This window comes from Paraburkholderia sp. SIMBA_053 (assembly GCF_046534895.1).
In the GTDB taxonomy this organism is placed as follows: Bacteria; Pseudomonadota; Gammaproteobacteria; order Burkholderiales; family Burkholderiaceae; genus Paraburkholderia; species Paraburkholderia caledonica.
In genome coordinates, this window is the sequence record NZ_JAWRXU010000958.1 from 1 (window position 1) to 262 (window position 262).

A 262-nucleotide genomic window follows, 5' to 3' on the forward strand; every position below is an offset into this window, starting at 1 on the left:
GCAACTCCCAGCAGAACGTCCATGTTAGATGTGGTGAACAGGCAAAACTTCAGGCAATTTCCCGATACTTTCACTTTTTTGCAATTCGGTAGAAGCCGGAAAAGCCTCGACATAAAAATCACCAATTGACATGACATCGTTTCCCGCACGCAAGCTTGCAGACCATTTCGGAACGCTGCAAAGGAAAAACGGCGCGCGCGCCATTTCAGTAACCCTAGCAGGCCGGTGAAATACCTCCTGTAGCGGTCATCCAGGAAGAAGG

At 49.6% G+C, this 262-nt stretch carries 1 protein-coding gene; it reads right to left on the reverse strand.

Annotation, left to right across the window (positions count from 1 at the left end):
• Positions 1–262, reverse strand: a 262-nt coding sequence (locus SB753_RS38440; RefSeq protein ID WP_410805338.1) for a hypothetical protein, incomplete at both ends; no start/stop codon positions are given.